Genomic DNA, 23818 nt, shown 5'->3' with positions numbered 1-23818 from the left:
CTCAGGCATGGGTCACGGCGAGGGGATCGAAGGTGACGTGGGTGGTGGAGGCGTCGGCCCAGCGGACTTCGAGTGCGGCCGGGCCGGCGGTGACCGCCTCGACGGCGTCCGCCTGGGGTTCGGGGTCGGCGGTGAGGGTGGCGAGCGCGGCGTAGAGCCCCGTGCCGTTCACCTCGGCGGTAAGCCGGGGGACCACGGCCCAGCGGGTGAACGCCGTGCCCTGGGGTGCGCGGAGCGCGTCCTGCCCGGTCCAGCCGTACAGTGACCACAACGCGGACTCCGGTGCCGTTCCGGGGCCGGTGGCCCAGCCGGTCAGCTCGATCCGCGCCCCGTCCGGTGCCCCGGTCACGCGGTGGACCCGCAGTTCGTACCGGCCTCGGGCGATCGTCAGGCTCTCGACCCGCAGCCCCGGAACCATCGGCGGCCCGGACCCGAACACCGGCTTGTGCTCCGACGCCGCCCAGCCCCAGCCGTCACCCTGCCCGGCACCGAGCGGGCGGATGCGCCGCCGCGCACTCCGTCTGCCGTCGACGACCACCGCCGCGTGGTTGTCCCGCACGTTGCCCAGCGCCGTCGGCCCGGTCCGGGTCGAGTAGGCCAGCCTGGCATACAGGGGATCCTCGCCCGCTGCCGCGTCCGGCTCGTGCGGGCGGACGTGGTCGCTGCCGTGGTTGTGCAGCCGGACGATCCCGTCGGCCCGGGTCGTCTGCACCAGTAACCCGGCCGACGGCAGGGCCAGCACCGTGTCCGGTCCCTCGGCCGGTGCGGCCTGCTCGACGTCTGTCCATAGTGGAGCATCGGCCGGGGCCAGCAGGCAGACGAACGCCTTCGAGGCCCAGTATGGTGAACCGGGTCCCGAGTAATGCTGCAGGGACGCCGCGTGCGGGCCGTGCCAGCCCAGGCTCAGCAACCCGTCGTCGCCGACCGCGCCGTGGTCGAGGAAGTACCGCAGGGACCCGCTCATCAACCGCCTGGAGACACCTGGCGCCAGCGGCGTGTAGCCGGTGACCGCCCCCAGGCCGATCGCCGACGCCGCGGCGAACCGGTACGTCATCGACCGTCCGAAATAGACAGGCGCACCGTCGCCGCCGAAGAGGTAACCGAAGCTCTCCAGGTGTTCGTGGAGCCGGGAACCGTACTCCGTGGTCTTCCCGGCGAGGTGGCCGTCGAGCACCGGGTACAGGTGCATCGCCCAGCCGTTGTAGTGGTCGAAGGCGCGGCCGTCGCCGTCGGCGTACCAGCCCTCGCCGCGGTACCAGGTCTCCAGCAGCTCCAGTGCCCGTTCCCTGGCACGGGCGGTCTCCGCGTCACCACGGCCCACCGACTCCAGGAAACCCGCCACGCTGTACGGGAAGAGGTACCAGTTGTTCGGCGCAGGCACGTGCCGCAACGCGCCCCGCAGCCAGTGTTCGACACGGTCCTGGGTGGCCGGGTCGAGCCGGTCCCACAGCCACTCCCGGGTCAGGCGCAGGCCCAGCGCCACCGACGCGGATTCCACCATCGGCTGACCCTGGACGTCGTGATCGAGGATGAGCGGCCACGACTCGGCGTCGTCGCGGCCGGGGCTGAGTGTCCCCGCGGTGATTCCCTCGGCGTACCGGTCGAGCCGGCCGTATGGATCGTCGCCGCCGGCTCCGGCCACCCGGAAGGCGGCCGCGAGGAACGTGCGTGCGTAGGCCTCGAGCCCATCCGAGCGCACGCCGCTGCGCGACGGCCTGCCCGGCAGGTCGAGGAAGGCGCCGCGTGGACTCGCCCACCGCCACGCGGCATCGAGCAGACCGTCGGCGGCCGCCTCCCAGTGCTGCCTGGTGTACCCCGTGTACGGGCTCAGCCGCCGGTCTTCGTCGGGCATCCCGAGCACGTTCATGCGGTCCTTCCCAGTGTGTCCCGCCGGACCGGGTGGGCGAAACCCGCACCCGAGGCCCAGCGGACGACCTCGGCGACCGCGAGGTCGGCGAGCCGTCGCCACTCGTTGCCCTGCGATCCGGCCAGATGCGGCGTGATCAGGACGTTGTCGCTGGCCCACAAGGGGTGCTCCGGCGGCAGTACCTCGGGATCGGTGACGTCGAGCACCGCTCTGATCCGGCCGGCGGCGGTGATCTCCGCGAGTGCGTCCTGGTCCACGACGGCGCCACGCGCGGTGTTGATGAGGACGGCGTCCGGGCGCATCGAAGCGAGCAGCTCGCGGCTCACCAGGCCGCGGGTGGCGGGCAGGAGCGGGGTGTGCACGCTGACCACGTCGGCACGCGCGAACAACTCGTCGAGGCCGACCGCCTCGACGCCCAGCTCCGCCGCTTCCGCGCCGGTCACATAGGGGTCGTGCAGGAGAACGCCGAGATCGAACGGACTCAGCAGTTCGATCACCCGCCGCCCGATCAGCGAGGCCGACAGGATTCCCACCGTACGGCCGAAATTGCCGACGTCCGGCGGAGTCGAGAGCCAGTCCTCCCGGTCGCGGGTCGCGCGGTAGTCGCGGGCCCGTTCGAACGCGCGCTTGCCGGTCAGCAGGATCATCGCCACGGTGTACTCGGCCACCGGGAGCGCGTTGGCCGCGGCCGCGGACGCCACCTCGATTCCCCGGTCCCAGCATTCTCCGGTGACATGTCCGTGCACCGAACCGGCGGTGTGCACGACGGCGCGGAGCCGGGGAGCGGCGGCCAGCGCGGCGGAGTCGAGCGGCGGGCAGCCCCAGCCGGTGACCAGCACCTCGACGTCACCGAGGATTTCGAGAGCCTCGGGAGTGGTGAAGTCGTCGAGCACGGGATCCGCGACGAGATCGCAGACCCGCCCCAGTTCCGCCAGCGGTTCGGGAGTGAGCACGGCGGCCGCGGCCTCCTTGCTCATGGCCAGCGCGGTACGCGGGAGCACGGTCACTTGACCGCTCCGGCGGTGAGCCCGGACCGCCAGAACCGTTGGAGCAGCGCGAAAGCCACTACCAGCGGGATGACGGCAAGCAGCGAACCCATGATCACCACCGGATAGTACTCGGGCGAGACTGACGCCGAGCTGTTCCACGTGTAGAGCCCGAGGCTGACCGGGTACAGCTTCTGGTCGGACAGCATCACCATCGGCAGGAAGAAGTTGTTCCAGATCGCGGTCAGCTGGAAGAGGAAGATCGTGACCACACCCGGCGCCAGCATGCGCAGGGCGACCTTCCCGTACATCGTCAATTCGCCCGCGCCGTCCATGCGCGCCGCCTCCAGCACCTCGCCGGGAACGTAGCCCTGGCTGAAGATCCGGCCGAGGTACACGCCGAACGGGTTGAACAGCACCGGGATGAATACCGCCCAGAAGGTGTTGACCACACCGGCCTCCGACGCCATCAGGTACAGCGGTAGGGCGAGCACGGTCTGCGGCACCATGACCGCGGCCAGCACCAGACCGAAGAGCTTTTCCTTGTGGCGGAACTGGTACTTGTCGAAGGCGTATCCGCAGCCGATGCTCACCAGCGCGCTGATCGCCGCGCCGACGACGGAATAGAGCAGGCTGTTGAGATACCAGCGGCCGTAGATTCCGTCGTCCATCGCGAACAGGTCACCCATGTTCTGCAGGAACGAGAACCCTCGCAGGGAGAAGAGGTCGCTGCCGAAGAGCGCGTCGCGGTCCTTCGACGCGGCGAGCACCAGCCACAACATGGGCAGCAAGGTGTAGAGCACGGAGACGCCGACCACGACGTTGACGACGGTGCGGCCCAGCAGACGGGGACGCAGTGCGGACGCGCTCATCGGACGGTCTCTCCCCGGTCTCGGTTCGTCCAGCGCGTCACGCCGTAGGACAGCGCGATCGTGCAGGCCAGGAGGATCACCGACGCGGCCGCGGCCAGGCCGTAGTTGTTGCGCGTGAAGGCGGCGTCGTAGATGTACATGCTGGGTGAGAACCGGGCGCCGACCACCGGTGTGGACTGGCTGAGCAGCATCGGCTCGGTGAACAGCTGCAGCGCCCAGATCAGGGAGAACAGCACGACCATGACGATGGACGACCGGATCAGCGGCGTCTTGACCCGCATCGCCGTCCGGACCGGGCCCGCGCCGTCGACCACGGCTGCCTCGATCACGTCACGCGGGACAGCCTGCAGCGCGGCGTAGAAGATCACCATGTTGTAGCCGAGGTTGCTCCACAGTGCGATGTTCACGATCGACGGCACAACGCCTTGGACCCCGAGGAAGTTCACCTCGATGTCGGCCTTGCTCAACAGGTCCACGACCGGGCTGAGGCCGGGCGTGTAGAGGTACACCCAGATCAGCGCGGCGATGATGCCGGGGATCGCGTGCGGCATGAACAGCACGAGCTGCGCGGACGCACGCAGCCGGGCGGCGCCGGAGTCCAGCAGTAGCGCCAGCACGAGCGAGCCGATCACCAGCAGCGGGATGTAGATCAGGCAGTACAGGACGACGACGCCGAGTCCGCTCAGGAAGGTCGGATCGGAAAGGACGGCCGCGTAGCTGCGGATTCCGGTGAACACGGTGGATTCCGGGCCGAAGCCGAGGCCGGGCTGGTCGTCGCCGAAGAAGCTGAGCCAGACGGCGGTTCCGATCGGGATCAGGAAGATCGTCACCAGCAGGACGAAGAACGGCGCCATCAGGACACCGCAGGCGACATGCTCACGTCGCCGTGATTTCACGCGCGGGCCACTGGGCGCGGCGCTGCGTTTCGCGGGCGGGGACATGGTCGCGGTCATCGATGGGTCACCACCTTTCTCTTCCGGTGGTTCAGGAGCTGTGTTCGGTCATGGCGAGGCCGAGTGCCTCGAGATCCGGCACTGTGCCGGCGTGCGCCTGACGGACGGCGTCGAGAATCGTCCCGGCGCCGCCGATCGCCCGCGCGAAACCGTCCTGCATGATCCGGTTGGTCGCGCTCATCCGCGGCCCCCAGGTCCAGCCATGCCGGACCTTCGCGGTTTCCTCGGTGAAGAGGGTGTAGATGTCCTGGCCGCCGTAGTACGCGCTGTCGAAGGCCTGCCGGCCGACGTCGACGAGCGCGGGAGCCACCGGGTACTGGCTGCTGGCACCGCTGGAAAGCCGGGCACGCAGGGCGTCGGGGTGCGAGACCTGCCATTCGATGAATTCCATGGCGGCTTCGGGATTCTGGCTGTCCTTGGTGATGGCGAAGGTCGACCCGCCGTGGGTGCCGACGGCGGGTGCCGCCGGATCCCACTGGGGCATCGGCGCGATCGCCCACCGCCCTTTCTGGCCGGGGCGCGACTTCATCTGCGCGCCGGCCTCCCAGGCGCCGCTGAGCCTGGTGAGCACCAGGTTCTGGTTGACCTGTGCGTCAAACTGCCTGCCCGAGACGGCGTTCGCGAACACGAGGCCGTCGTCGATCAGCTGTTGCCAGTACTCGGCGACCTTACGCGTCGGGGCGTCGGCGATCGAGACGTTCCACGCCCCGTCCCGGGTGTCGAACCACTGGGCACCCGCCTGCCACGCCCACGCGGCGAACTGCGTCGCACCGTCGGTGGGGAACACGCTGATCCGGCTCGCGGGCATCTTCTGGCGGACCGAACGGGCCAGCGCGGCGTAGTCGTCCCAGGTACGCGGAACCTGAAAACCGAACTGGTCGAACAGGTCCTTGCGGTAGTGCAGCACCATCGGCTCGATGTCGAGCGGAATGGTGAACACCCGGCCCGCAAACGTGGTCAGTCCCAGGGACTGGGGCAGCAGTTTCGCCCGCAGGCCGTCGCTGACGAGATCGGTGATGTCCGTCGCGACGCCGTCGATAGCGAAGCCGGGCACCTGCGGATACTCGATGGTGGCGATGTCGGGGGAGTTCCCCGCGCGGGCCGCGTTGCTCAGTTTCGCGTAACCGCCGAAGTCGGCCGACGGGATCTGCTGGAAGACGACCTGGATCCGGTTCTGCGACTTGTTGAACGCGTCGACGACCTGCTGACTGCCACGCAGCGCGGACCAGAAGACGACCCTGGTGGCGCGACCGGTGTTCTGCGTTGTCGTCGCGGACGAAGTGCAACCGCCGAGCGCCGCGCCCAAGGGAAGTGCCAGGCTCGCGGCGAGCACGGACCGGCGGCTCGGTCGACCGGGCATCGATGCCTCCTGCGGTTCGGATACCGCATTCTGATCGGCTGAGCGTTTTACGGTCAATAGCTTCGCTCAAAGCGGTCAAACGGTCATAGTGGCCGTGTGGACCCTCGCACCTTCAGTTCGGGCATCAACTCGATGCGCTGCGGACGGCGGCTCTGCTCGCCGGCACTGAGTAGGCGGCGGATCAGCAGTTCCGCCGCCACGCGGCCGACCTCGGCCTTCGGCGGGGCGATGGCGGTCAGCGGAGTACTGCCGAGCGCGGCGACGACGTCGTCGTATGCCACCACCGAACAGTCCCGCGGAACCTGAAGCCCGGCCTCGGCGAGGCGCTCGACCAGCATCAGCGCGTCGACGTCGCCGTGCAGAACGGCTCCGGTGAAGCCACGCTCGCCGACAAGCCCGGCCAGCACGGCCGGGTCTTGCGGGGCCACCTTCTCGTCGGGGCCGGCATCCGGGGCACTGAGGATCACCGCGTGGTCCTCGATCCCCGGCCGGTTCGCGGTGATCTCGGCGAAGGCTGCCCGCACCGCGCGTGCGGTCGGGCTGTCGTGCCGTGCGGCGAGCACGATCCGTTTGTGCCCCAGGGAGTGGAGGTGATCGACAGCCAGGTGGACGCCATACCAGTGATCTGTGCAGACCGAGTCGGTCGCGTGCAGGACACTGCCGGGACGCGGCCGCCGCTCCATCACCACGGTGGGCACCCGCACGTCCGCGATCCAGCCGTAGTCCGCCTCTTCCGATTCGACGGTGCGCCAGCGAGGCGCGATCAGCAGGCCTCGCACGTCGTCCGACAGAGCGCGTTCGAGGATCGGACGTTCGGAACCACCTTCGGCCTTGGGCGCGATGTGCAGGACGACCCGCATCCCGGCTTCGTCCAGCGCCGACCGCGCGCCGTGCACGACCTCGTTCAGGTAGGCGTGCCGCTCCGGGACGACCAGTGCGACGGCGCCGCCTTCGGTGTCGTGTTCCGGTCGCGCCGGGGCGACCGGAACGAGCGAACGTACGACGCCATGCCTGCGCCTGAGCTTGCCCTCCTGGGCGAGCTGCTCGACGTCGCGCCGCACCGTGACCACGGAGACCTCGAGTTCACCGGCGAGGTCGGCGACTCGGGCCTCCCCGCGCGCCTCGACGGCCGCCAGTATCCGCCGGCGGCGGTCGTCACCCAGCTCTCGCATCGCACAACCCTGTTCGTTTGAACGTTTGAACCGAGCATAAACGATCATCCGCCGTGGCGCCGGGCGAGGTCGATCCGTTCGGCGCCGAGCCCGGTCCTCACGGCGTCAGACGCCAGGGCCCCGGCGGCGTGAGGTGACAGGTGAGCGTTGATGTCGTTGTGATGCCTGGTGTGGCTGGGGCGTGTGGGTTCGGGTGAAGGCCGAGTTCCTGTCGTCTCCTGTGATGTCGTGGCTCCGGTGTCGCGGCCTCGGGGACCTCAGTGACCACTGCAGGTTCGGCAGCCTCACCGGTCACCACGAAGGAGACCACCCCGGCCACCGGCGAACTCCCCAATAATGTGGCATTGGGGGAGAGTCACCCACACCGACTTCGCCGGCGCGATCTACACCCAGGTCACCGGCATCGAGAACGAGGTGAACGGCCTGCTCACCTACGACCGCCGGGTCGTCAAACTCGGCCTCGCCGCCCCCGCAACCGCGGCTGATCGTGAGTCACGTGCGTCCGGTGCGGCGTCCATCTCGCGCAACGGCTGGGGTGGCAGCGCACGATCTGCCGGGCCGGTCCGCGGTCCTCTGTGGACGTCTATGTCGACGGTGGACGGTTCGACCGCAGGATCCACATCGGCAACTGGTGTAATCAAGTCCGGGGCCGGCCTGGGGGAACGGTCACGCAGCGCGCCTGAGCCGGGAATCGATGCCTACCTGTGGATGAAGCCGCCGGGGGAGTCCGATGGCTCCACGGGGCAACCCGCGCAACGGGCACAACCCGTCCGGCGCGCTGGGTGACGCGACGCTGTCCGGCCACTGGTTTCCCGCCCAGTTCCAGGAACTCCTGTGCACGCCCATCCGCCCCATCCGCCACTGTGGCGCTACCGTCCGGCACTCTTCACGCCTGATTGACAGCCGTTTCACACGCTGGCAATGTTAGCGCTCACATTTCGCCTGTGGCAACGGAGACACTTCGGGGGGCCCCATGTTCCGGACCCCGTCGAGGCTCGCCTTGCTGCTCGGGACGGCGGCTGACCAGGCTGCAGGGGGCGCCGGAGGCGACCGACACCGCCGACTCGCGGCCGATCCAGCCGCGAACCGAGACACTGCGCGGGATCGGCAGCGTCTTCACCCACACGTTCCCGTCCCACTCGGTGACTTCCTGCGTATCAGAACCAGCCCGCGATAACAACGAGGAGACACCCATGTCCGGAGCAGGGTTGAGCAGGCGGGCCGTTCTGCGGGCCGGCGGGGGAGCGGTGGCGGTGGCCGCCCTGGGCGCGGCATTCCCCGGGGCGGCGGCAGGCCGCCCGCTCGCCGCGCCCGCCCTGACTACCCGCAACCCGCTCATCGAGCGGCGGGCGGACCCGTTCATCACCCGCCCGGTCGACGGCATGTACTACTTCACCGGCTCGGTGCCCGAATACGACCGGATCGTCGTGCGCGGCGCCCCGACCATCGACGGCTTGTCCGGGGCTCGTGAGCAGGTGATCTGGCGGCGCCCGCCGTCCGGGACCATGGGCGGCCACATCTGGGCACCGGAACTGCACCGCATCGACGGCCGCTGGTACATCTACTTCGCGGCGGGCGACGCCGACGCGAAGTTCCGTATCCGGATGTACGTGCTGGAGTCCTCGGCGCGGGATCCGCGGGCGGACGCGTGGGTGCTGCGGGGCAGGATCACCACGGCGTGGGACACCTTCTCGCTGGATGCCACCACGTTCGAGCACGCCGGAGCGCGCTACCTGTGTGGGCACAGGGTGAGCCGGGGATCGACACCAACAGCAACCTCTACCTCGCGCGGATGGCCTCCCCGCTGGCGATCGCCGGCGACCCGGTGCGGATCGCCGTGCCCACCCTCCCGTGGGAAATCCAGGGGTTCCGGGTCAACGAGGGCCCGGCCGCGCTGATCCGCAACGGCCGGGTGTTCCTCACCTTCTCGGCCAGTGCCACCGACCACCGCTACGCATGGGCCTGCTCAGCCGACGCCCGGGCCGATCTGCTGAACCCGGCCTCGTGGACCAAGTCGCCGAACCCGGTCTTCACGACCCATGACCGCACCCGGCAGTACGGGCCGGGCCACAACTCGTTCACCGTGGCCGGGGACGGCACCACCGACGTGCTCGTCTACCACGCCAGGGACTACCGCGACATCACCGGTGACCCGCTCTACGACCCGAACCGGCACGCCCGCGTGCAGCGGCTGTACTGGAACGACGACGGGACACCGAACTTCGGGATCCCGGTCGGCAAGGGCGGTCCCATCGTCCGGCTGTCCCCGATGGACGCGGGACGACGGTACGTGCGCCACTACGCCTACCAGCTGCGGGTGGACGGCGGCATCACCGAGCTCGCCGACAGCCAGTTCCGGATCGTGCCGGGCTTCCTCGGCCCGGACCGGGTCGCCCTGTCGTCGGTGAACTTCCCGACCGCTACGTCCGCGTGGACGGCACGTCGCTGCGCATCGACCCGTACTCCGGCAGCGACTCCTTCGCAGGGCCGCCAGCTTCGTGCGGGTTCCGGGACTGGCCGATCCCCGGTCGCTGTCGCTGCAGCCGCACGGCGATCCGGACGCGTACGTCCGGCACGACGACGGCAGGCTGACCGTGGGGCGCGTCCCCACGGCGGCCGACCGGCTGCGGGCGACCTTCGTGCCGAGCTGACCGCGGCGGTGTCCGGCCGGCGCAGGGCACGTGAAGGCCACCTTCATCACGTGAGACGTAATGAAGGTGGCCTTCACGAGCTTCGCCACGCCCAGCCCGCGCCGCACAGTCTCCCGGACGGTGCCGCGGGGTTTGCACCCGGACAGAGCATTGCTCCGTGCGAAGGTAGCCTCCTAAGCTTCGTCGAAGCGATTCGACAACGCTGGGATGGCATCGTGGCCAAGATCGACGACGTTGCGCGGCACGCGGGGGTCGCCCCGAGCACGGTCTCGTACGTCCTCAGCGGCAAGCGGTCCATTTCCGAGCGCACCCGGCAGCGTGTGCTGCGCAGCGTGGAGGCACTCGGGTACCAGCCGCATGCCGGAGCGCGATCGCTGGCCAGCAACCGGTCCAATGTGGTCGCCCTGGTCGTCCCGCTGCGCGCGGGCATCCACGTGCCGGTGATCATGCAGTTCGCCACCTCGGTGGTCACGGCCGCGCGCGGCCACGACCACGACGTCCTGCTCCTCACCCAGGACGAGGGCGTCAAGGGCCTGCGCCGGGTCGCCGGCACCGCACTGGTCGACGCGATCATCGTGATGGACGTCGAGCTGCACGACCCGCGGATCCCGGTGTTACGCAAACTGCAGCGGCCCGCGGTACTGATCGGCTTTCCCGCCGATACCGAAGGGCTGACCTGCATAGACCTCGACTTCGCCGCTGCCGGTGCCGCCTGTGTCGACCACCTGGCCGCACTGGGGCACCGGCGGGTGGCGCTCGTCGGCTCGCCGCCCGAGGTGTACGAGCGCAAGACCGGGTTCGCGCGGCGCACGCTGGCCGGGTTCACCCGGGCGGCGAGCGCGCACGGCATCGCCACCAGCGTGCACCCCTGTGAGGACACGCCGGACGCGGCCACGCGGGTCGCCACCGAGCTGTTGCGGGATCACCCGGACGTCACCGGTGTCGTGGTGCACAACGAGCCTGTCGCCGCACCGCTGCTCGGTGCGTTCCGGGAGGCCGGCCGGGTGGTGCCCGACGACCTGTCGGTCGTGGCCATCTGCCCGGACGAGGTCGCCGAGCGCACCAGTCCCGAGCTGACCTCGGTGGCCATCCCGGCCGACGAGATCGGCCGCCAGGCGGTCGACCTGGTGATGGCCAAGCTGAACGGAGAGCAGGTACCGAACGCGACGCTGCTGCGCCCACGGCTCGTTCAGCGCAGGAGCAGCGGCGCCCCTGGCAGGAGCAACCGGCGACCGGTCTGACGGCACGACTGCCGGACGGGTGGATCGCCGCACATTGTCGAAGCGCTTCGACGGTCTGGAGGGACGACACATGGTCAAGCGAGGCAAGCTCACCGCCTTCGCGGCGGTGCTGGCGGTGGCGAGCACGATGCTGGCCGCCTGCGGCGGCGACGCGGGCGATTCGCCGAACGAGCTGGTGCTGTGGCACTACGAGTCACCGGACAGTGCCATGGGCAAAGCCTGGGCGGCGGCGATCGAGGAGTTCGAACGCACTCACCAGGGGGTGAAGGTCCGGTTCGAGGAGAAGGGCTTCGAACAGATCCAGAAGAGCGCGCAGATGGTGCTCAACTCCGACGAGGCGCCGGACCTGATGGAGTACAACAAGGGCAACGCCACCGCCGGCCTGCTGTCGAAGCAGGGCCTGCTGACCGACCTCAGCGAGCAGGTGGCGAGCAGGGGATGGGACAAGGTGCTCAGTCCCGGCGTGCAGACCACCTGCAAGTACGACGAGCGCGGCGTGATGGGCGGGGGCAAGTGGTTCGGCGTCCCGAACTACGCCGAGTACACCATGCTCTACTACAACAAGAACCTGTTCGCCAAGCACGGGGTCAAGATCCCGGCCACGTTCGACGAGCTGGTCGCCGCCATGGACGCCTTCGTCCGCGCCGGCGTGACCCCGTTGTCGATGGGCGGGAAGGAATACCCGGCGCAGCACCTGCTGTACCAGCTCGCGCTGACCAGGGCCGACTCGGCGTGGGTGGACGCCTTCCAGCGTTACCAGGGCAAGGCCGACTTCCACGACCACGCGTGGACCTATGCCGCCACCACCTTCGCCGAGTGGGTGAACAAGGGCTACATCGGCAAGGCGTCGACCGGCGTCGACGCCGAGGGCATGGGCACCGCGTTCATGGCGGGCGACTTCCCGATCATGATGTCCGGCAGCTGGTGGTTCGGCCGTCTGCAGCGGGAGATCACCGCGTTCGAGTGGGACTCGTCGCTGTGGCCGCAGAGCGGGAAGACGCTGGGGTCGAGTGGCAACCTGTGGGTGGTCCCGCAGGGCGCGGACAACAAGAACCTCGCCTACGACTTCATCGAGATCACCATGCGCCAGCAGAACCAGAACCTGCTCGGCAACTCCGGTGGTGTCCCGGTCGCCGGTGACGTCGCGGCGATCACCGACCCGAAGAGCAAGAGCCTGATCCAGAACTACCACACGCTGGTCGGGCGGGACGGGCTGGCGTACTACCCGGACTGGCCGGCGCCGGGCTACTACGACGTGCTGGCGTCGGCGACGCAGAAGCTCATCAACGGCAGCGCCTCACCCCACCAGGTGCTCGACGAGCTGGCGAGGCCGTATCAGGAGCACGTCGCCACCCTCGGCAGCTGAGGATCCGGCGATGGCGCTGACCACCGTGACGGGTGGGCGCAGGGGTTACCTGCCGTACCTGATCCCCGCCGCCGTGCTCTTCGCTGCGGTGATCGCGGTACCCGTCGTGATGAACGTCGGGATCAGCTTCACCCGCTGGCAGGGGGTCGGCAGCCCGGACTGGGCGGGTCTCGATCAGTACCAGAAGTTGTTCAGCGACACGACGTTCTGGGTGTCCTTCGGCAACAACCTGGCGCTGATCGTGGCGATGGCGATCCTGCCGACGCTGCTCGGGCTGCTGGTGTCGGTCGCGCTGTACGACGTGGTGGCCAAGCGGTTCGGCCAGCGGCCGGCCAGCGTCCTGCGTGCGTCGTTCTACCTGCCCCAGGTGCTGCCCGCGGTGGTCGCGGGTGTGGTGTGGGGCTGGATCCTGCATCCGGAGTACGGCGCGGCCAACGCGGTGCTGCGGGCACTCGGGCTGGAGTCGTTCACGCAGAACTGGCTCGGCGACGAGAACACTGCGCTGCTGTCGGTGATGGGTGTCCTGGTGTGGATCCAGCTCGGGTATCCGCTGGTGATCTTCCTGGCCGGGTTGCAACGCGTGGACCCCGAGCTGTACGAGGCGGCCGAACTCGACGGCGCGTCGTGGTGGCAGCGGTTGTGGCGGATCACCGTGCCGCAGATCCGGCCCGAGATCTTCGTGGTGCTGCTGACCTGCACCATCGCGGCGCTGAAGTCGTTCGACAAGATCTTCGTGCTGACCCGGGGCGGGCCGGGCGGTGCGACGAACGTGCCGGCGTACTTCTCGTTCCAGAACTTCTTCGAGAAGTCCAACGTCGGCTACGGCGCGGCGATCGCCACGGTGCTGATGGTGATCATCGGCGGGCTGGCCTTCCTCTTCCTGCGGGCGCAGAGCCGGGGTGAGCGCTGATGGCCCGCCGCGTTGTCGTGCTGGTGGTGCTGGCCGTGCTCGCACTGCTGATGCTGGTGCCGTTCCTGCTGGTGGTGATCAACGCCGTCAAGTCACCGGCCGACTATGCCCGCAACGGGCCGCTCAGCCTGCCGGAAAGCCTCCACTTCGACGGCATCGCGGACTTCTGGACGCGTGTCGACTTCGGGCAGAAGCTGTTCAACAGCGTGGTCATCAGCGGCTCGGTCGCCGTGCTGGCGGTGCTGGTGTCGGTCGTCACCGCCTACGCGGTCGGCATCGGCCGCGTCCGGGGTCGCATGTGGATCGTCGGTGTGTTCCTGCTGGCCAACCTGATGCCGCAGGAAGCGCTGGTGTACCCGCTGTACTACCTGTCCAAGGAGGTGGACCTCTACGACACCCGGATCGCCGTGATCATCATCTTCACCGCGATCCAGGCCGCGTTCGGAACCTACCTGCTGTCGTCGGTGCTCGGGACCTTCCCTGGCGAGATCATCGAGGCCGCCCGGATCGACGGCGCGAGCCGGTGGCAGGTGCTGTGGCGCGTGGTCGTCCCGGTCAGCTGGCCGACGCTGTCGGTGCTGATGGTCTTCTTCTTCATCTGGACGTGGAACGAGTTCTTCATCCCGATGATCATGCTGGTCTCCAACGACAACCAGACGGTCCCCGTCGCCCTCGGCGTGCTGCAGGGGCAGCGGCTGATGGACGCCACCGCACAGAGCGCGTCGGCATTGCTCGGCATCGTTCCGGCCGTGGTGTTCTTCCTGATCTTCCAACGGACATTGACCCGAGGCATAGCTGTGGGAGCGATAAAGTGAAGTTCACCGATGGGCACTGGCTGCTGCGCGAGGGCGTGGAGGCGGCCTACCCGGTCGAGGTCCTCGACGTGGAGACCACACCGGGGGCGTTGCGTGTCCACGCGCCGACCTACCCGGTCCGGCACCGGCTCGACCTGCAGAAGGGCCCGGTGCTCACCCTCGACGTCAGCGCGCCGCGGCCGGACGTCGTGGGAATCCGGCTCACCCACTTCGCCGGCGGGGCCGCCGCGCGGCCGCGGTTCGAGTTGTTCCCGGACGGCCGTGCCGACGCCGTGGTGTCGGCCGATGACGACACGGCGGTGCTGACCTCAGGCGAGCTGTCGGTGCGGATCAGCCGCGCCGAGCCGTGGCGGGTCGAGTTCGTGGCCGGCGACCGGACACTGACCACGAGCGGTGCGCGGGACATGGCCGTCGTCACCGACTCCGGCAGGCACTACCTGCGGGAGCGGCTCAACCTCGGCGTCGGCGACGCGGTGTACGGGCTCGGCGAGCGGTTCGGCCCGCTGGTCAAGAACGGCCAGGTGGTCGACATCTGGAACGCCGACGGCGGGACCACCAGCGAACAGGCCTACAAGAACGTCCCGTTCTTCCTCACCAACGCCGGCTACGGGGTCTTTGTCGACCACCCCGGCCTCGTCTCCTTCGAGGTCGGCTCCGAGGACGTGTCCCGGGTGCAGTTCAGCATCGAGGGTCAGTCGATGCGGTACTTCGTGATCTACGGGCCCACGCCCAAGGAGATCCTGGCCAAGTACACCGCGCTCACCGGGCGCCCGGCACTCCCGCCGGCCTGGTCGTTCGGCCTGTGGCTGTCGACGTCGTTCAACACCGCCTACGACGAGCAGACGGTGTCCTCGTTCATCGACGGCATGGCCGAGCGCGACCTTCCGCTGTCGGTGTTCCACTTCGACTGCTTCTGGATGCGGGAGATCAGCTGGTGCGACTTCGAGTGGGACCCCGGCACGTTCCCGGATCCCCGGGGAATGCTGGCGCGGCTGCGGGACCGCGGCCTGCGGGTGTGCGTGTGGATCAACCCCTACATCGCCCAGCGGTCACGGCTGTTCGAGGAGGGCAAGGCCAACGGCTACCTGCTCAGACGCCCGAACGGCGACGTGTGGCAGTGGGACCTGTGGCAGCCGGGGCTCGCGATCGTCGACTTCACCAACCCGGAGGCGCGCGAATGGTACGCCTCGAAGCTGGACGCGTTGCTGGACATGGGCGTGGACTGTTTCAAGTCCGACTTCGGCGAGCGCATCCCGACCGACGTCGCCTACTTCGACGGCTCCGATCCCGAGCTGATGCACAACTACTACACCTTCCTCTACAACCGGACCGTCTTCGAGCTGCTGCGCAAGCGCCGCGGTGAGGGTGATGCCGTGGTGTTCGCCCGGTCGGCCACGGCCGGTTCACAGCAGTTCCCGGTGCACTGGGGCGGGGACAACCTGTCGACGTTCGAGTCCATGGCCGAGAGCCTGCGCGGCGGGCTGTCCCTGGCGATGTCCGGATTCGGGTTCTGGAGCCACGACATCGGCGGGTTCGAGGGCACCCCGAAAGCGGAGCTGTTCAAGCGGTGGATCCCGTTCGGGCTGCTCTCCTCGCACAGCAGGCTGCACGGCAACTTCTCCTACCGGGTCCCGTGGCTGTTCGACGAGGAGTCGGTGGACGTCCTGCGGCGGTTCACCAGGCTCAAGGCGACGCTGATGCCCTACCTGTACCGGGTGGCCACGGTGGCACACCACGACGGTGTCCCGATGATGCGGGCCATGGTCGTCGAATTCCCCGGCGACCCGGCATGCACCCACCTCGACCGCCAGTACCTGCTCGGCGACGACCTGCTCGTCGCGCCGGTGTTCACCGCCGACGGCACCGTCGAGTACTACGTGCCGGACGGCGAGTGGACCCACGTGCTGACCGGCGCCCGGGTGTCCGGGCCGCGCTGGGTCAGGGAACGGCACGGGTTCGACAGCGTGCCGCTGCTGGCCCGTCCCGGTGCGGTGATCCCGTTCGGCGCGGTGGACGACCGTCCCGACTACGACTACCTCGACGACGTCACCCTGCACGCCTACCAGCTCGCCGACGGCGAGGTGACCACCCGGATCCCGGCGCTGACCGGCGAGGTCGCCGCCACGTTCACCACCACCCGCGACGGTTCGGTCGTCCGGGTGCGGGTGGACAACCCGCCGGCGGCCTGGCGCCTGCTGCTCGTCGGCGTCGATGCCGTGGCTTCGGCCGACGGCGCGGTCAGCCGGCACGAGCACGGAGTGCTGATCGAGGCCCGCGGGGGCGAACTCACCGTCCAGATCGGTCAGGAGGGCTGATGCGAATCCGAAGGCACACCACCAGATCCGCCCGGTTCGTCCTGGTGACCGCCGGAATCCTGTTGCTCACCGGGCTGACCGCCCCGGCGGTGACGGCGGGGGAGTACCCGTTCCGCGATCCCCGGCTGCCGCTCGGGCAGCGTGTCGACGATCTGCTCGGGCGGCTGACGCTGGACGAGAAGGTCTCCCTGCTGCACCAGTACCAGCCGGCGATCCCCCGGCTCGGCGTGGGCCCGTTCAAGACCGGGACCGAGGCACTGCACGGGCTGGCCTGGTCCACCGACATCACCTCGTCACCGCCCGGTGCGGTCCGCACCGCGACCGCCACGGTGTTCCCGCAGGCCATCGGGCTGGGGTCGACCTGGAACCCGGAGCTGATCAAGCGGGTCGGCTCGGTCGTCGGCGACGAGACCAGGGGCTACCACGCGGAGAACCCGGTGGTGTGGGGCCTGAACACGTGGGCACCGGTGGTGAACCTGCTGCGTGACCCGCGCTGGGGACGCAACGAGGAGGGCTACTCCGAGGACGCGTTCCTGACCGGGCAGCTGGCCACCGCGTACGCGGGCGGCATGCGAGGCGACCACCCGCACTACCTGAAGACGGCGCCGACGCTCAAGCACTACCTGGCCAACAACAACGAGATCCGCCGCACCCAGACCTCGTCGAACGTGCGGCCCCGGCTCCGGCACGAGTACTACGACCAGGCGTTCAAACCGGCCATCGCGGCCAACGCCGCCACCGGCGTGATGTCGTCGTACAACCTGGTCAACGGCAGGCCGATGACCGCGCACGCCGACCACAACGACGTCGTGCGCACCTGGACCGACCAGACGCTGCTCAACGTCACCGACGCCGACGGCCCGAACAACCTGGTCGGCTCGCAGGACTACTACGACACCAAGGCCGAGGGCAACGCCGCCACACTCAAGGCCGGTGTGGACAGTCTCACCGTGGACAGTGCCGACCCGGAACCGACCCGCCGGTCGATCCACGAGGCACTGGGTCGCGGGCTCCTCCGGGAGTCCGATGTGGACACCGCCGTCCGGCACATTCTCGACGTCCGGTTCCGGCTCGGCGAGTTCGACCCCGGCGGCGGTCCGTACGGCGGGATCCCCAGGGACGTGGTGAACCGTCCCGAGCACCAGCGGCTGGCCCGCCAGGCTGCGGCCGAGGCCATGGTGCTGCTGAAGAACGACGGCCGGACCCTGCCGCTGGATCCGGGCAGGGCCAGGAACGTCGCGGTGATCGGGCCGCTGGCCGACACCCTCTACACCGACTGGTACTCGGGCCGGATGCCATACCAGGTCACCCCGCTGGACGGCATCCGCGACCGGCTCGGCAGCGGCGCCACCGTGACCGGCACCGAGGCCGTCGACCGGATCGCGCTGAAGGAGGTCCGTACCGGGAAGTACGTCACCGCCGGGACGGGGGAGAGCGGCGCGAAGCTCACCGTCGACGGCGCGAGCGCGGGTGAATCCGGGCAGTTCGACGTCTTCGGCTGGGGGCACGGCAGGCTCACACTGCGCAGTGTGGCCAACGGCAAGTACGTCGAGCGCGCGGACTTCACCGCCGTCAGCCCGTTCGTCAACCAGGCTCCGCAGCCACGCGACTGGTTCGTGCACCAGCAGTTCACGTTCGAGGACGCCGGCGACGGTACCCACGTCATCAAGTACGTCGGCTACGAGACACCCGAGGACTGGGACGGCCCGAACCACTACCTCACCGTGGCCGCGGACGGCACGCTCGTCCTCGGTTCCCCGGACGCCGCTGGGGCCGCCCGGTTCACCAAGGAGACGATCACCGGCGGGATCGACAGCGCGGTGGACGCCGCCACCGGCGCCGACGCGGCCGTCGTCGTGGTCGGCAGCATGCCGTTCATCAACGGCCGAGAGGTCCACGACCGGACCACGATGGCGCTGGCCGAGAATCAGTCCGAGCTGATCAAGGCGGTGCGGCGGGCCAACCCGAACACGATCGTGGTGGTGGAGAACAGCTATCCGACGACGTTGACCTGGGAACAGGACAACGTCCCGGCGATCCTGTGGACCTCACACGCCGGCCAGGAGACCGGCCGGGCGCTGGCCGACGTCCTGTTCGGCGACGTCAACCCCGCCGGGCGGCTCACCCAGACCTGGTACCGCTCCGACGGCGACCTGCCGGATCTGCTCGACTACGACATCGCCCGGACCGGCCGCACCTACCAGTACTTCGACGGCGACCCGCTCTACCCGTTCGGCCACGGACTGTCCTACAGCGGTTTCCGCTACGACGGCCTGCGGCTCGCCTCGCCGGTGGTCGCCGGGGACGGCACGGTCCGGGCCAGCGTCGAGGTGACCAACACCGGCGACCGCGCCGGTGACGAGGTCGTCCAGCTCTACACCCACCAGCGGTTCTCCCGTGATCCCCAGCCGAAGCGGGAACTGCACGCGTTCCAGCGGGTGCACCTGCGGCCGGGGGAGACCCGGACCGTCGAGCTGACCGTGCCGGCGGCCGAGCTCGGGCACTGGGACGTCACCCGCGGCCGGTGGGTCGTCGAGGCGTCGATGCACGACGTCCTCGTCGGCGCCTCGTCGTCGGACATCCGGCAGCGCGCGGCCGTGTACGTCCAGGGTGAGCGGATCCCGGCCAGGGACCTCTCCGCAAGCATCAGGGCCATCGACTTCGACGACTACGCCGGGGTCGACCTCGTCGACGAGAGCAAGGCACGCGGGGACGCCGTCGCCGGCGGCACCGGCGACTGGATCCGGTTCGCCGACGTGGACCTCGGTTCCGGTGCCGCGACCGTCACCGCCAGGGTGGCGCGGGCCGCCGCCGGGTCCGGCTCGGTCGAGATCCGGCTGGACGACCCGGTGCGTGGCCGGACCGCCGGCAGGGTGGACGTCCCGAGCACGGGGGACCGGTACGCCTACACGACCGTCACCGGCGCGCTGACCGGGGCGAGCGGGCGGCACGACGTGTACCTGGTGTTCACCGGGGACCTGCGGATCAGCACCTTCTCCCTGAGGCGGTGACCCGCGCTCCGGCGGATGCCGTGAGGGCCCGTCGAAGCTCGTGAAGGCCACCTTCATTACGTCTGATGTCAGGGTCCCGGCAAAGTCGGCGCCCGGCGGGACGGCCGAGGTGGTCCCGAGCGTGGAACTCGCGGTCGTGAGCGCAGAGTTCGCGGTCCGGAATGCAGAACTCACGATGTGGACCCGGTTCTCAGTCCGTGCCGGTGGGCTCGGCTGACTGGCCCCGTTCACACGAGTCGGCCGTTCCGGACCTGCGAGTTGGCCGTTCAGACCAGCGAGTCCCGGACAAGCTCGTGAAGGCCACCTTCACCACGTCTCACGTAATGAAGGTGGCCTTCACGTGCTTTGAGGGTTGGCGGCACCAGACGGGTCAGGAGTAGCTGACCGAGTAGCTGTTGGTGCGGAAGTTCATCCCGCCGCTGGACGAGGTGATCTCGTAGCCGAACTGCACCCGGCTCAGCGTCACGTCGCCGTACCAGCCACGGGCACGAATCCAGTTCATGACGGCCAGGATGTCGACATTGCCCGCGTTGGTGTTGGACCGGCGGACGAACGAGAAGACCTGTGCCGAACCGTTGGAGCCACGGTAGACAGCCCAGTCGTGCCCGCCGACCGAGGCGTTGGTCTGGAACGAGCCGATCGGTCCGATGGGGCCGGTCCTGTTCATCCAGAGCATGATCTCGTAGGCATGATCGTTGGCCCAGATGTCGTAGGTGCTGGTGTAGGCGCCGGCACTGGGAACGGTGACGTTGAAACTGCTGGTGACCCTGTTCAGCGAGCTGAGCCGCCGGTTCACGTCACGATTGGAGTTCGGGTAGGACTTGATGCCTCCGGTATTCGGGTGGTTGGCCCAGACGCCCCAGTCGCTGTAGGAGTTCGCCCAGATGCTCTGGGGCCCGTAGCCCTGGCCCCAGATGTTGTTGTAGAGGGTGTAACCACCGTTGTTCCAGGTCCCCCACCGGTCGGACGAACTCCACGCCGCGGCCAGCGCCGGTGTCGGTATGACACTGGCTGCCAGCGCCAGTGCGAGAGCGGGAACGGCCATGCGCACAAATCTGAACACAAACGACTCCTTTGTCGTCGTAGTCAGTCGAATTCACAGTCGAATCGCTTCGACAGCGAATTCGACACCCGCGCGATCCGTTGTCGCGAGGGGTGAATACACACTATGGCCGAATTGTAGCCGTGGGCAATGTTCGTAATCCGAATCGAGTAATTCGGCCGGTACCGAATCCTTCCGGCTGCGCACGACCAGGCGGCGCCGCGGATCCCGGGCGAGCTAAACGCGGTTAGCGGATGTGACAGCTGCACGGGGGCGGGTGAGCACCCAGTCCCCGGCGAACGCGCTATGCGGGATGTGCGGACCGTTCGGCTTCAGGCGCTCTGCCACGTGCCGGGTGGTGTACGGGATCTTGTGTCGATGTCTTCGCTAATGCTGTGCGGTGCGGCTGAAGATGGTGAGCACGGAGCCGTCGGGGTCGCGCATCCATGCCACCAGCAGGCCGGGCGTGTCCGAGGAGATGCCGTCGGCGTCGAGTTGGAAGGGCAACTCCGCACGGCCGAGGAAGGTGACCCCGCGCGAGCGGAGGGTTCGTGCCGAAGTCCGGGCGTCGGTGACCCGGAAGCTGGCCACCGGCCAGCTGGCTGTTCCGGCGTCCGAGAATCCGGCGAGCAGGTAGATCACCGTGTCGTCGTCGCCGCGGACAAGCCAGCCGCCCGGTGTCGGCTCGCCGGCCAGACCCAGCTTGCCCTCGTAGAACTCGCGTGCCCGATCAAGGTCGGTCACGGCGATGACGGGTCCAACGTGCATCAGAGCTACTCCCTCCGGAATTCGTCACGTGCGTCATCCCCCGGCGTGCTCGGGGTGGCTATTCGGGTCGTGGGGCGAAGATCCGGAACGTGTTGCCCTCCGGGTCGCGGAACACCACCCACCGGATGCCGTCCTGTTCGTTGTCGCTGACCCGTTCCGCGCCCAGCGCCTCGACGCGGTCGGCTTGCTCGGACCAGTCGGCCTCGCCGCCGAGGTCGAGCATCAGGCGGTTCTGCCCGGCCGGGAGCTCGCCCTGGGCCTGGTGGAACATCCAGGTCGGGCCGTTGCCGTCGAAGCCGATCGTCGCGAAGGCTGCCGTCGCGCCGTCATCCACGGGCCGCATAAGCGTTCTCGACCAGAACCCCGCCAGGGCTGCCGCGTCGCGGCAGTCGAAGGAGTACATGCCGACCTTCATGCTGTCCCTGCTCGTCATCGTGGCTCATTCCTTCCCTGGTTGGGTCCGCGGGCGGTCGCAGGACCACGTCGTCGCACACAGCCACGCTAGAGCCGCGTCAGCATCGCGTATAGCGAACATAAGCGATTAGTTCGATTGAGATTTGCGATCATCGTGGGTAGCCTGCGCCGCGTGACCGACATCGGACTGCGGTACCTGGCCGCGCTCGCCGCCATCGCGGACGAGGGCACGTTCGCCCGGGCCGCCGCCCGGCTCGGATACACACAATCCACCGTGAGCCAACAGATCGCCGCCCTGGAGCGGGCCGTCGGTGGCGCGGTCTTCGATCGGCCGGGCGGGCCGAAACCGGTGCAGGTCACCCCGTTGGGCGCTGTGGTCCTGGCCCATGCCCGCGAATTGCTCGCCAAGGCGACCGCCATGACGACCGCGATCGAGCGGTTCAAGGCCGGCGATGGCCGCATCGACATCGGCACCTTCCAAAGTGTGTCCACTGTGGTCCTTCCCCGGGTGGTGCGGCGGCTGCGCGACGAGCACCCCAGCTGTGACATCCGCCTGTTCGAGGAGGAAACGGACCCACCGCAGGTCAGCGAGTTGGACCTGGTGTTCTACGACTGCCGGGTCGGCGGCGACCTGGAACACCTCAAACTGCTCGACGACCCGTACCTGCTGGTGGCCACACCCGGCGCCGCACCCGCCGGCCCGGTCCCGCTGGCCTGCCTCGACGGCGCGCCGATGGTGGCCTACCCGCCCACCTGCGACCAGCCGCGGCTGGAGCGCGAACTGGCGCGGCACGGCGTCCATCCGCTGATCGTCTTCCGCGCCGCGGGCAACGAAGCGCTCCTGTCCATGGTGCGCGCCGGACTCGGTTGGGCCATTCTGCCGCGCTTGGCCGTGCACGCCGCAGGCCTCTGGGACGACACCACGCTGCGTCTGCACACCCTGCAGCCCGCGCCCCATCCGCGTCAGATCCACCTGCTCTGGCAGTCAGCCCGCAGCCACTCCCCACTGACCGAGCGCACGATCGCGATTACCACCCAGGTCGCACACGAGATATCCCACGAACTTGATGACAGCGGGGCGACCACCGCGTAGTAACCGCTCCCGGCCAAACCCTTTGCAGGAGATCCCCGAGGCAGCAGGGCCAGATCAGGAGGCCGCACCGGAGCCACTTCAGCTTGCCGAAACCAGTCGAGCCCGTTTCGGCGGGACGGCTCTTGGTCTGCCCCTGGGGTCGGCAGTGGGGAACGCGCCTGCTTGCTGTGCCACGGTGGCAGGCACAGAACCGACCCGTCGGTGAGTGTTTTTGCTGGTCCCACGGGTATGGGCACGATGCCGACTCGATAACAGGGGGCGAGCGGGCGAGCCGCTCGGCATGTCTTTCGGCCGCATCGCCGGCGTTCACGCCCGCGGCGCAGGGCGGGTGTTTTCCGACCGCATCGCGGTCACTACGGCATGTCCTCGGCTGCTCTGACCAGGGCGAATGGCGGGGTCGGCGGCGGTTTGATTCGGCACCGACCCGGAGCGGTGCCGCGAGGGATGACTTTGTGCATTTTTCGTCCTTGCGGTGGCGACATGACGATCAGGCTGGGCTCCTACGGAATCTGGCAGCCCGCGTTCCTCACCACGAGGCCGGTCCGATTGGCCGGGAGACCGATCCGGTCCGTACGGAACCGGCCGATGACCTCACCCGGCCCGGCATCGGTCGCCGAAGGCGGCCCAGTGTCGCCCCGCGGCCTCGATCGTCAGTCGAGGCCTTCGATGATGCGGAAGTCGCGCTCGAAGCCGTCGGGCAGTTCGGCCAGCGCCTCCTGGTAAGCCGCACTCTCATAGGCGGCGACCGCCTGTTCGAAGCTGTCGAACTCGATCAGGACAACGCGCTCGGCGATTCCGGCTTCGTGTGCGACGACCCGGCTGCCGATGCCGGCGAGCACCCGGCCGCCTGCGGCCCTGACGGCCACACCTGCCAGTTCGTTGTAGGCACCAAGACCCTCAGGGTCTGTGCTGGTGGGGTAGACGCTGACCCAGTAGCCCTTGGCCACGGTTCCTCCTGCGTTCGGAACTGATCATCAGAAAC

At 68.9% G+C, this 23818-nt stretch carries 18 protein-coding genes and 1 pseudogene; 9 read left to right on the top strand and 10 right to left on the bottom strand.

The annotated features are described in order from the left end of the window. Position 1 precedes the first annotated feature (1 nt). The 6 genes from EWH70_RS24255 to EWH70_RS24230 form a co-directional block, all read right to left on the bottom strand. Positions 2-1852 carry a DUF2264 domain-containing protein gene (locus EWH70_RS24255; protein WP_240687192.1) on the bottom strand — a complete coding sequence of 617 codons (1851 nt, stop codon included), beginning with the start codon at positions 1850-1852 and terminating at the stop codon, positions 2-4. Between the two features lie 11 nt (positions 1853-1863). After that, a complete protein-coding gene (locus tag EWH70_RS24250) occupies positions 1864-2874 on the bottom strand; it encodes a hydroxyacid dehydrogenase (RefSeq protein ID WP_240687191.1) in 1011 nt (336 codons plus the stop codon). After that, complete coding sequence (locus EWH70_RS24245) at positions 2871-3725, bottom strand: carbohydrate ABC transporter permease (protein WP_130477789.1); 855 nt, start codon at positions 3723-3725, stop codon at positions 2871-2873. The genes EWH70_RS24250 and EWH70_RS24245 overlap by 4 nt, the downstream gene beginning before the upstream one ends. Then, positions 3722-4678: a carbohydrate ABC transporter permease gene (locus EWH70_RS24240; protein ID WP_130477788.1), complete on the bottom strand. Its 957-nt coding sequence runs from the start codon at positions 4676-4678 to the stop codon at positions 3722-3724. The genes EWH70_RS24245 and EWH70_RS24240 overlap by 4 nt, the downstream gene beginning before the upstream one ends. 31 nt (positions 4679-4709) lie before the next feature. Next, on the bottom strand, positions 4710-6038 hold the full coding sequence (locus tag EWH70_RS24235) for an ABC transporter substrate-binding protein (protein ID WP_130477787.1): 1329 nt from the start codon (positions 6036-6038) through the stop codon (positions 4710-4712). Between the two features lie 83 nt (positions 6039-6121). After that, the gene (locus EWH70_RS24230; RefSeq protein WP_130477786.1) at positions 6122-7210 is read right to left on the bottom strand and encodes a substrate-binding domain-containing protein; all 1089 of its coding nucleotides are present in this window, start codon (positions 7208-7210) and stop codon (positions 6122-6124) included. 585 nt (positions 7211-7795) lie between these two features. Between EWH70_RS24230 and EWH70_RS36630 the strand changes: the two genes are divergently transcribed. The 8 genes and pseudogenes from EWH70_RS36630 (at position 7796) to EWH70_RS24190 (ending at position 19519) form a co-directional block, all read left to right on the top strand. Next, entirely contained in the window at positions 7796-7996 is a 201-nt protein-coding gene (locus tag EWH70_RS36630; RefSeq protein WP_338078609.1) for a glycoside hydrolase family 6 protein, read from the top strand. Positions 7997-8403: 407 nt separating this feature from the next. Then, a pseudogene (locus EWH70_RS36285) lies at positions 8404-9368 on the top strand (family 43 glycosylhydrolase); the annotation flags it as partial. 111 nt (positions 9369-9479) lie between these two features. Beyond that, complete coding sequence (locus EWH70_RS24215) at positions 9480-11102, top strand: LacI family DNA-binding transcriptional regulator (protein WP_476692392.1); 1623 nt, start codon at positions 9480-9482, stop codon at positions 11100-11102. Between the two features lie 70 nt (positions 11103-11172). Continuing rightward, positions 11173-12468 (top strand): ABC transporter substrate-binding protein, encoded by a 1296-nt coding sequence (locus EWH70_RS24210; RefSeq protein ID WP_130477784.1) that lies wholly within the window; start codon positions 11173-11175, stop codon positions 12466-12468. Positions 12469-12478: 10 nt separating this feature from the next. Further along, a complete protein-coding gene (locus EWH70_RS24205; RefSeq protein ID WP_130477783.1) occupies positions 12479-13378 on the top strand; it encodes a carbohydrate ABC transporter permease in 900 nt (299 codons plus the stop codon). Beyond that, on the top strand, positions 13378-14193 hold the full coding sequence (locus EWH70_RS24200; protein ID WP_130477782.1) for a carbohydrate ABC transporter permease: 816 nt from the start codon (positions 13378-13380) through the stop codon (positions 14191-14193). Before EWH70_RS24205 ends, EWH70_RS24200 begins: the two co-directional genes overlap by 1 nt. Then, complete coding sequence (yicI, locus tag EWH70_RS24195) at positions 14190-16508, top strand: alpha-xylosidase (RefSeq protein WP_130477781.1); 2319 nt, start codon at positions 14190-14192, stop codon at positions 16506-16508. The genes EWH70_RS24200 and yicI overlap by 4 nt, the downstream gene beginning before the upstream one ends. Then, the gene (locus EWH70_RS24190) at positions 16508-19519 is read left to right on the top strand and encodes a glycoside hydrolase family 3 protein (protein WP_130477780.1); all 3012 of its coding nucleotides are present in this window, start codon (positions 16508-16510) and stop codon (positions 19517-19519) included. Before yicI ends, EWH70_RS24190 begins: the two co-directional genes overlap by 1 nt. Positions 19520-19889: 370 nt before the next feature. On the opposite strand, the gene EWH70_RS24185 is transcribed toward EWH70_RS24190, so the two are convergent. From EWH70_RS24185 to EWH70_RS24175, 3 genes are all read right to left on the bottom strand, one after another. Beyond that, positions 19890-20564: a GH12 family glycosyl hydrolase domain-containing protein gene (locus EWH70_RS24185; protein WP_130477779.1), complete on the bottom strand. Its 675-nt coding sequence runs from the start codon at positions 20562-20564 to the stop codon at positions 19890-19892. A gap of 384 nt (positions 20565-20948) precedes the next feature. Next, positions 20949-21329, bottom strand: coding sequence for a VOC family protein (locus tag EWH70_RS24180; protein WP_130477778.1), 381 nt, complete (start codon positions 21327-21329; stop codon positions 20949-20951). A 58-nt stretch (positions 21330-21387) separates the two neighbouring features. Continuing rightward, positions 21388-21762, bottom strand: coding sequence for a VOC family protein (locus EWH70_RS24175; protein ID WP_205669229.1), 375 nt, complete (start codon positions 21760-21762; stop codon positions 21388-21390). Positions 21763-21915: 153 nt separating this feature from the next. On the opposite strand from EWH70_RS24175, the gene EWH70_RS24170 reads away from it, so the two are divergent. Beyond that, complete coding sequence (locus EWH70_RS24170) at positions 21916-22836, top strand: LysR family transcriptional regulator (protein WP_130477777.1); 921 nt, start codon at positions 21916-21918, stop codon at positions 22834-22836. A gap of 650 nt (positions 22837-23486) precedes the next feature. Here the strand turns inward: EWH70_RS24170 and EWH70_RS24165 are convergent. Next, the gene (locus EWH70_RS24165) at positions 23487-23783 is read right to left on the bottom strand and encodes a DUF1330 domain-containing protein (protein WP_130477776.1); all 297 of its coding nucleotides are present in this window, start codon (positions 23781-23783) and stop codon (positions 23487-23489) included. Between the last annotated feature and the right edge of the window lie 35 nt (positions 23784-23818).

Source organism: Amycolatopsis suaedae, from assembly GCF_004214935.1.
Lineage (GTDB): Bacteria > Actinomycetota > Actinomycetes > Mycobacteriales > Pseudonocardiaceae > Amycolatopsis > Amycolatopsis suaedae.
Note: the sequence above shows the minus strand (reverse complement) of the source record. Positions and strands in the feature narration are given on the sequence as shown.

What these genes read in the sequence shown, in the direction of transcription:
- EWH70_RS24215 (WP_476692392.1), top strand. Translation starts at nt 9,480, where the DNA reads ATGGACGCGGGACGACGGTACGTGCGCCACTACGCCTACCAGCTGCGG.
- EWH70_RS24230 (WP_130477786.1), bottom strand. Translation starts at nt 7,210, where the DNA reads ATGCGAGAGCTGGGTGACGACCGCCGCCGGCGGATACTGGCGGCCGTC.
- EWH70_RS24255 (WP_240687192.1), bottom strand. Translation starts at nt 1,852, where the DNA reads ATGCCCGACGAAGACCGGCGGCTGAGCCCGTACACGGGGTACACCAGG.
- EWH70_RS24180 (WP_130477778.1), bottom strand. Translation starts at nt 21,329, where the DNA reads ATGCACGTTGGACCCGTCATCGCCGTGACCGACCTTGATCGGGCACGC.
- EWH70_RS24190 (WP_130477780.1), top strand. Translation starts at nt 16,508, where the DNA reads ATGCGAATCCGAAGGCACACCACCAGATCCGCCCGGTTCGTCCTGGTG.
- EWH70_RS24200 (WP_130477782.1), top strand. Translation starts at nt 13,378, where the DNA reads ATGGCCCGCCGCGTTGTCGTGCTGGTGGTGCTGGCCGTGCTCGCACTG.
- EWH70_RS24240 (WP_130477788.1), bottom strand. Translation starts at nt 4,678, where the DNA reads ATGACCGCGACCATGTCCCCGCCCGCGAAACGCAGCGCCGCGCCCAGT.
- EWH70_RS24175 (WP_205669229.1), bottom strand. Translation starts at nt 21,762, where the DNA reads ATGACGAGCAGGGACAGCATGAAGGTCGGCATGTACTCCTTCGACTGC.
- EWH70_RS24185 (WP_130477779.1), bottom strand. Translation starts at nt 20,564, where the DNA reads ATGGCCGTTCCCGCTCTCGCACTGGCGCTGGCAGCCAGTGTCATACCG.
- EWH70_RS24210 (WP_130477784.1), top strand. Translation starts at nt 11,173, where the DNA reads ATGGTCAAGCGAGGCAAGCTCACCGCCTTCGCGGCGGTGCTGGCGGTG.
- EWH70_RS24245 (WP_130477789.1), bottom strand. Translation starts at nt 3,725, where the DNA reads ATGAGCGCGTCCGCACTGCGTCCCCGTCTGCTGGGCCGCACCGTCGTC.
- EWH70_RS24235 (WP_130477787.1), bottom strand. Translation starts at nt 6,038, where the DNA reads ATGCCCGGTCGACCGAGCCGCCGGTCCGTGCTCGCCGCGAGCCTGGCA.
- EWH70_RS36630 (WP_338078609.1), top strand. Translation starts at nt 7,796, where the DNA reads ATGTCGACGGTGGACGGTTCGACCGCAGGATCCACATCGGCAACTGGT.
- EWH70_RS24205 (WP_130477783.1), top strand. Translation starts at nt 12,479, where the DNA reads ATGGCGCTGACCACCGTGACGGGTGGGCGCAGGGGTTACCTGCCGTAC.